The organism is Aeromicrobium sp., from assembly GCF_049586495.1.
Classification (GTDB): domain Bacteria; phylum Actinomycetota; class Actinomycetes; order Propionibacteriales; family Nocardioidaceae; genus Aeromicrobium.
In genome coordinates, this window is the sequence record NZ_JBAVCB010000117.1 from 1 (window position 1) to 5,788 (window position 5,788).

Sequence of the window (5,788 nt, forward strand, 5' to 3'; positions counted from 1 at the left end):
ATACCCCAGGGGGGTATGCTCACGCTAAGTTGAACGGAGGCACTCCCATGCCGGACACACCCACGCACCACGACGACCACGAGATGGGCGACGTGAACTCAATGGCCGCCAGCGCCACCTTGCACTGCCTGACTGGATGCGCCATCGGTGAGATCACTGGCCTGATCATCGGCACTGCAGCAGGGTTCTCAAACCTTGCGACGATCGCCATCTCCATCACCCTGGCCTTCTTGTTCGGCTACCTGCTGTCGACCCTCCCGCTGGTCAAGGCGGGGCTCGCACTCACATCCGCACTCACGATCGTCTTCGCCGCAGACACCCTCTCCATCGCGACCATGGAGGTCGTCGACAACGCCGTCATGGCCGCCATCCCCGGAGCGATGGACGCGGGCCTGGTCAACGTCGTGTTCTGGGTCGGCATGATGATCGCCCTCACGGCGGCGTTCTTCGCCGCCTACCCGGTCAACCGCTACCTGCTCCAGCGCGGCAAAGGTCATGCGCTGACTCACCAGTACCACGGAGCCTCGACCGCGACCGGCGCTCGCCGATGGATCCCCTCCTTCAGCACGGCAACGCTGGTGGCCGCGATCGCTGCCTTCCTGGTCGGCGGCGCGGTGGTGTCGGCCGCCAGCGAGCTCGGCCTTCAAGAGGCTGGGCACTCATCAGCGCCCGGATGGGCACCATGGCTGTCGACCGAAGTCGTCGCGCCCGCGAGCACGATCTGAGCCGCGACTCGGTCGTTCAGCGACGACCCGCGCGGCGTGCCGAACAGGGTGATGAAATCCTGACCCCATGACCTTGTTGCTCGCCGAACCGCATGGCACCGAGATCGCCGAGCGATTCGACTTCACCTGCACGAGCGGCCGACCCGACGGAGCCTTCGTCTCACGACTGGCACGGGTCATGCCGGGTCTGCGCACGACGCTGTCCCAGACCGCTCCCTACGCGCAGTGGTGGGTCGAGAACAACCGTCGCTCGCTGGCTTCCGGCCGCCCGTTGTGGGTCGTGCTCGGCGACTCGCTCTCGCAAGGCATCGGCGCCACCTCGCCGGATCGCGGATGGGTGGGACGCATCGCCGCCGACCCGCCAGCGCGGCTGCGCGATGCCGCGGTGCTCAACCTGTCCTTCAAGGGCGCGCGGATCCTGGAGGTTCTGCGTCGGCAGGTCCCCGTCCTGGAGAACCTGCGGACACGCCACGACATCGCCCTCGTGTCGGTGGTCACGGGCAACAACGATTTGATGAGTCCCCGGCTGGCTCCGTTTCTGGAAGCCTCGGCGCAGCTGCTGGTCGACGCCCTCCCCCACGGCACGGTCATCGCCCGGCAGCCAGGTATGCAGCGCTCGGCGTCGGCCTTCAACCAGGTGCTGGCCCGCGCTGCCGACCGCGGCATCGTGCCCGCCGACTTCCGCATCCCGCACCTGCGCGACTTTCTCGGCCGCCTGGCGCAGGACCGCTTTCACCCGAACGATCTCGGCTACGCGCAGATGGCAGCGGTGGCGCGCACCGCGCTGTGACACCTGCGCATAGATTCGCTGCATGACTCTCGTGCACCTGACGGCGGACGGACCTGTTCGCACCATCACCCTCGACGACGCCGAACGACGCAATGCGCTCAGCTGGCCGCTGCTCGATGAACTGAAGGCGGCGATCGAGGCCGTGGCCGTCGACCCCGATGCCCGCGCGCTCGTGGTCACCGGTGCTGGCAAGGCATTTTGCGCCGGCGCCGACCTGGCCGACCTCTTCGGCGACCTGGACCGTCCGGTCGAGGCGATGCGCGACCACCTGATGAAGGTCTACGGATCCTTCCTCGGCCTGCGTGACGTGGCCATTCCCACTGTGGCCGCGGTCCAGGGACCGGCCGTCGGCGCAGGCCTGAACATCGCGCTGGCCTGCGACGTCATCGTGGCCGGGCCGCGGGCCGGGTTCGGCCCCACGTTCTCGCAGATCGGACTGCACCCCGGCGGCGGCTGCACCTGGATGCTCACCCAGCGCATCGGAGCAGCGAACACCACAGCTGCCCTGTATGCCGGCGAGATCATCGACGCCGACACGGCGCTGCGTCTCGGTATCGCGCAGGAGATCAACGACGATCCGGCCGTCCGCGCCGCCGCGATGGCGGCCGCCTGGTCCACCCGCGAGCCCAAGTTGATGGCCGACATCAAGACATCGGTACGGATTGCCACCACGACCGACGCGAAGAAGAGCCTTGACTTCGAGGCGCTGGCCCAGGCCGAATCAATGGCCAACGAGCAGTTCCGCACCTTCGTCGCCCGCTTTCAGACACCGTGAGCGCGGAAATCAGCTCGGCTGGTGCGAGCTGGTCACGGCTTGCGCTTCATCCCGGAGCGCTGTGAGCACCAGGCGCACGGACGGTCGCTCGAAGCGATCGGGCCGCAGCACCGCCGCGATCTGACGCCGGGCCCGGATACCGACCAACGGGCGACTCACCAGGCCGTTGCCACGATCCCGCGTCGTGAAGCGCGGCAGAATCGCGATGCCGTGACCCGCCGCCACCAACGCCTCGACGATGCCGTTGTCCGAGATGCGCTGCACCACGTTCGCGGGCTCACCCGTCGCGGCCACGACCTGGCCCAGGACGAGATCGAACGGGAAGCCGTGCGGTACGCCGATCCACGCCTCACCCACCACGTCCTTGGGCGACAAGCTCGCTTTCTGGGCCAGCGGGTGATCCTCCGGCAGCGCCACGTCCAACGGTTCCGACATGAGCGGCACCACCTGGAGGCCACGCGCGATCCAGGCAGCGGAGTCCGTCGGTGAATCCGCGAGCACCAGGTCATGGTCTGGCACCAGATCGGCGAACTCGACGACGTGACCGAGGACGTCGGAAATCTCCACCTCGACGTCCGGCACGTCGCACATCCGGGTCAGCAGGCCGGGTAGCAGCATCTCCCCGCCGGTCTGGAACGTGGCGATCCGCACCCGTCCTCCAGGCCTCTCCATGTACTCGCGCCACTTGCCCTCGGCCCGCTCGACCGCGACGGCGATCTCGATGGCGGTCGCGGCCAGCGCACGGCCCGCCACCGTCAGCGACACCCCCCGCCCGGCGGGCTCGACGAGAGTGAAGCCCGCCTCCTTCTCCAGCACTTTCAGCTGCTGGGAGACGGCCGACGGGGTGATCTGCATCGCATCGGCCACTGCCCCCACGGTGCCGCGCTCCGATAATTCCCTCAGAAGTCCGAGCCTACGCACATCCATGTAGCGACACTACACGTTACCTGTAGTTTAGTTCGCTTGTGCTTGATAGTTCGACGTGGAGATACTGGGGTACATCAACGACCCGCCCTCTGAAGGAGGCCCCATGATCACCATCGCCCTCGCCGCCACCACCCTCACTGTGATCGGAGCCGTTCAGACGGCACGCCTGGTTGCTTCCGACGGCTTCGGCCGCATTCCGACTCGCAAGGCTTGATCCTCGGCGTACACTCAGAATCAAGACCGGCCATCCTCCCCCCGAGATGGCCGGTCTTTTCATGTCCCGGCACCCTCGGCGCGATGCCCTGACCTGCAGGTGTGTCGCGAAAGACACCACAAAGTCGACTGCAGAACTTGTCTTTCACGGTTTGACGACGGATACTTAAGTTACTGACCAGTAGCGGCCAGTCTCTTCCTGAATCCCCCCACCCTCAGTTCCGTACTGTCGCGAAGGACCGTTGGCATGAGCCACTTCAAGAGCAATCTGCGTGATGTCGAGTTCAACTTGTTCGAACTCTTCAACCGCCAAGACATCCTGGGCCAAGGCCCGTTCGCCGAGATCGACACCGAGACCGCCAAGAGCATTCTCGTCGAGGTCGACCGACTCTCCCGAGAAGACCTCGCCCCGTCGTTCGACGAGGCTGACCGCAACCCCCCGGTCTACGATCCGGCCACCAAGACCGTCACCATGAACTCGGCGTTCGCCAAGAGCTACCAGACCTGGATGGATTCAGAATGGTGGCGCTTGCAGCTGCCTGAAGAGCTTGGCGGCCAGCCGTCACCCAGCTCGCTGGTGTGGTCGACCGCTGAATTTGTCCTCGGCGCCAACCCGGCCATCTGGATGTACGCAGCCGGACCGGCCTTCGCTCGCGTTGTCTTCGAGAACGGCACCGAGCGCGACCAGGCCATCGCCCGCCACATGGTCGACCAGCAGTGGGGCTGCACCATGGTGCTCACCGAGCCCGACGCCGGTTCTGACGTCGGCGCTGGCCGCGCCAAGGCAACGCTGAACGATGACGGCTCGTGGAACATCGAGGGCGTCAAGCGGTTCATCACCTCTGCCGAGCACGACATGAGCGAGAACATCATGCACCTCGTGCTGGCCCGCCCGGTCGGCATCGAAGGCGTCGGCGGTCCGGGCACCAAGGGCCTGAGCCTGTTCCTGGTCCCCAAGATCCACTTCGATCACGAGACCGGCGAGCTGACCGGCGAGCGCAACGGCGTCTACGTCACGAACGTCGAGCGCAAGATGGGCATCAAGACCTCCACCACGTGTGAGGTCACCTTCGGCGACGGCGCGCCGGCCACCGGCTGGCTGCTCGGCGAGGTGCACGACGGCATCAACCAGATGTTCCGCGTGATCGAGAACGCTCGCATGATGGTGGGCGCCAAGGCCATCGCGACCCTGTCGACCGGCTATCTCAATGCGCTCGACTATGCGAAGGAGCGCGTGCAGGGTGCCGACCTGACCCAGGCGTCGGACAAGACGGCACCGCGTGTCACCATCACGCACCACCCCGACGTCCGCCGTTCGCTGATGACGCAGAAGTCCTACGCCGAAGGCCTGCGTTCGCTGATGCTCTACACCGCCACCTGGCAGGACGAGGTCATGATCAAGGAGGCCGCCGGCGAAGACACCGCGCAGGCCGAGGCGATCAACGACCTGCTGCTTCCGCTGGTCAAGGGCTACGGTTCGGAGCGCTCGTGGGTGCTTCTCGGCACCGAGTCGTTGCAGACGTTCGGTGGTTCGGGCTTCCTGCAGGACTACCCACTCGAGCAGTACGTCCGCGACGCGAAGATCGACACGCTGTACGAGGGCACCACGGCGATTCAGGGCCAGGATCTGTTCTTCCGCAAGATCGTGAAGGACAAGGGTCAGGCCCTCGGGTACATCTCGAATGAGATCCAGCAGTTCGTCGAGGGCGAAGCCGGCAACGGTCGCCTCAAGGTCGAGCGCGAGCTGCTCGCCAAGGGCCTCGAGGACGCGCAGGCGATCCTCGGTGCGGTGTTCCAGGACCTGATGTCAGCCAACCCGGCTGACGAGAACGGCGACATCAAGAACATCTACAAGGTCGGGCTGAACACGACCCGCTTGGTCTACGTGCTGGGCGACATCGTGGTGGCGTGGCTGCTGCTGCGCGGCGCCGAGGTGGCTCTGGGCAAGCTGGGCGAAGACGTTTCGCCGGCCGACAAGACGTTCTATGAGGGCAAGGTCGCCGCGGCCTCCTTCTTCGCTCGCACGGTTCTGCCGATGCTGGCCGGAGACCGCGCCATCGCCGAGAACATCGACGCCTCCATCATGGATCTCGACGAGGCCAGCTTCTGAGGCAACATCACCTGAGCTGAGCACACCAGGAACCCCCGCGCCACCGTGGCGCGGGGGTTTCTGCACACCAGACCAATCCTTGGTGACCTGGGCGGCGAATGACCGGTACAAGCCAACGCAACACCCACGCACCACTCAATCAAGGATGTCTTTCACATGAACCGCTCACGCAAGTACTTCGCCGGTATCGCGCTCGCCGCTGTTGCCGCTCTGCCCCTGGCCGCCTGCTCCTCCACGGACTCGGCTTC

The 5,788-nt window shown here is 65.9% G+C and carries 5 protein-coding genes; 4 read left to right on the forward strand and 1 reads right to left on the reverse strand.

What is annotated here, in order from left to right:
* The first annotated feature begins 47 nt into the window (after nucleotides 1-47).
* The 3 genes from WB508_RS06395 to WB508_RS06405 all read left to right on the forward strand — a co-directional run bounded on the left by WB508_RS06395 (nucleotide 48) and on the right by WB508_RS06405 (nucleotide 2,290).
* The gene (locus WB508_RS06395; protein ID WP_423844049.1) at nucleotides 48-725 is read left to right on the forward strand and encodes a DUF4396 domain-containing protein; all 678 of its coding nucleotides are present in this window, start codon (nucleotides 48-50) and stop codon (nucleotides 723-725) included.
* A gap of 67 nt (nucleotides 726-792) precedes the next feature.
* Nucleotides 793-1,515, forward strand: coding sequence for an SGNH/GDSL hydrolase family protein (locus WB508_RS06400; RefSeq protein WP_423844050.1), 723 nt, complete (start codon nucleotides 793-795; stop codon nucleotides 1,513-1,515).
* Nucleotides 1,516-1,537: 22 nt separating this feature from the next.
* Nucleotides 1,538-2,290: an enoyl-CoA hydratase gene (locus WB508_RS06405; RefSeq protein WP_423844051.1), complete on the forward strand. Its 753-nt coding sequence runs from the start codon at nucleotides 1,538-1,540 to the stop codon at nucleotides 2,288-2,290.
* A 9-nt stretch (nucleotides 2,291-2,299) separates the two neighbouring features.
* On the opposite strand, the gene WB508_RS06410 is transcribed toward WB508_RS06405, so the two are convergent.
* On the reverse strand, nucleotides 2,300-3,217 hold the full coding sequence (locus WB508_RS06410) for a LysR family transcriptional regulator (RefSeq protein WP_423844052.1): 918 nt from the start codon (nucleotides 3,215-3,217) through the stop codon (nucleotides 2,300-2,302).
* A gap of 460 nt (nucleotides 3,218-3,677) precedes the next feature.
* On the opposite strand from WB508_RS06410, the gene WB508_RS06415 reads away from it, so the two are divergent.
* Entirely contained in the window at nucleotides 3,678-5,540 is a 1,863-nt protein-coding gene (locus WB508_RS06415) for an acyl-CoA dehydrogenase (protein ID WP_423844053.1), read from the forward strand.
* The last annotated feature ends 248 nt before the right edge of the window (nucleotides 5,541-5,788 follow it).

Bases quoted from the DNA above. Each gene is read 5' to 3' on its own strand.
- WB508_RS06400 (WP_423844050.1), top strand. From the start codon at position 793: ATGACCTTGTTGCTCGCCGAACCGCATGGCACCGAGATCGCCGAGCGA.
- WB508_RS06410 (WP_423844052.1), bottom strand. From the start codon at position 3,217: ATGGATGTGCGTAGGCTCGGACTTCTGAGGGAATTATCGGAGCGCGGC.
- WB508_RS06395 (WP_423844049.1), top strand. From the start codon at position 48: ATGCCGGACACACCCACGCACCACGACGACCACGAGATGGGCGACGTG.
- WB508_RS06415 (WP_423844053.1), top strand. From the start codon at position 3,678: ATGAGCCACTTCAAGAGCAATCTGCGTGATGTCGAGTTCAACTTGTTC.
- WB508_RS06405 (WP_423844051.1), top strand. From the start codon at position 1,538: ATGACTCTCGTGCACCTGACGGCGGACGGACCTGTTCGCACCATCACC.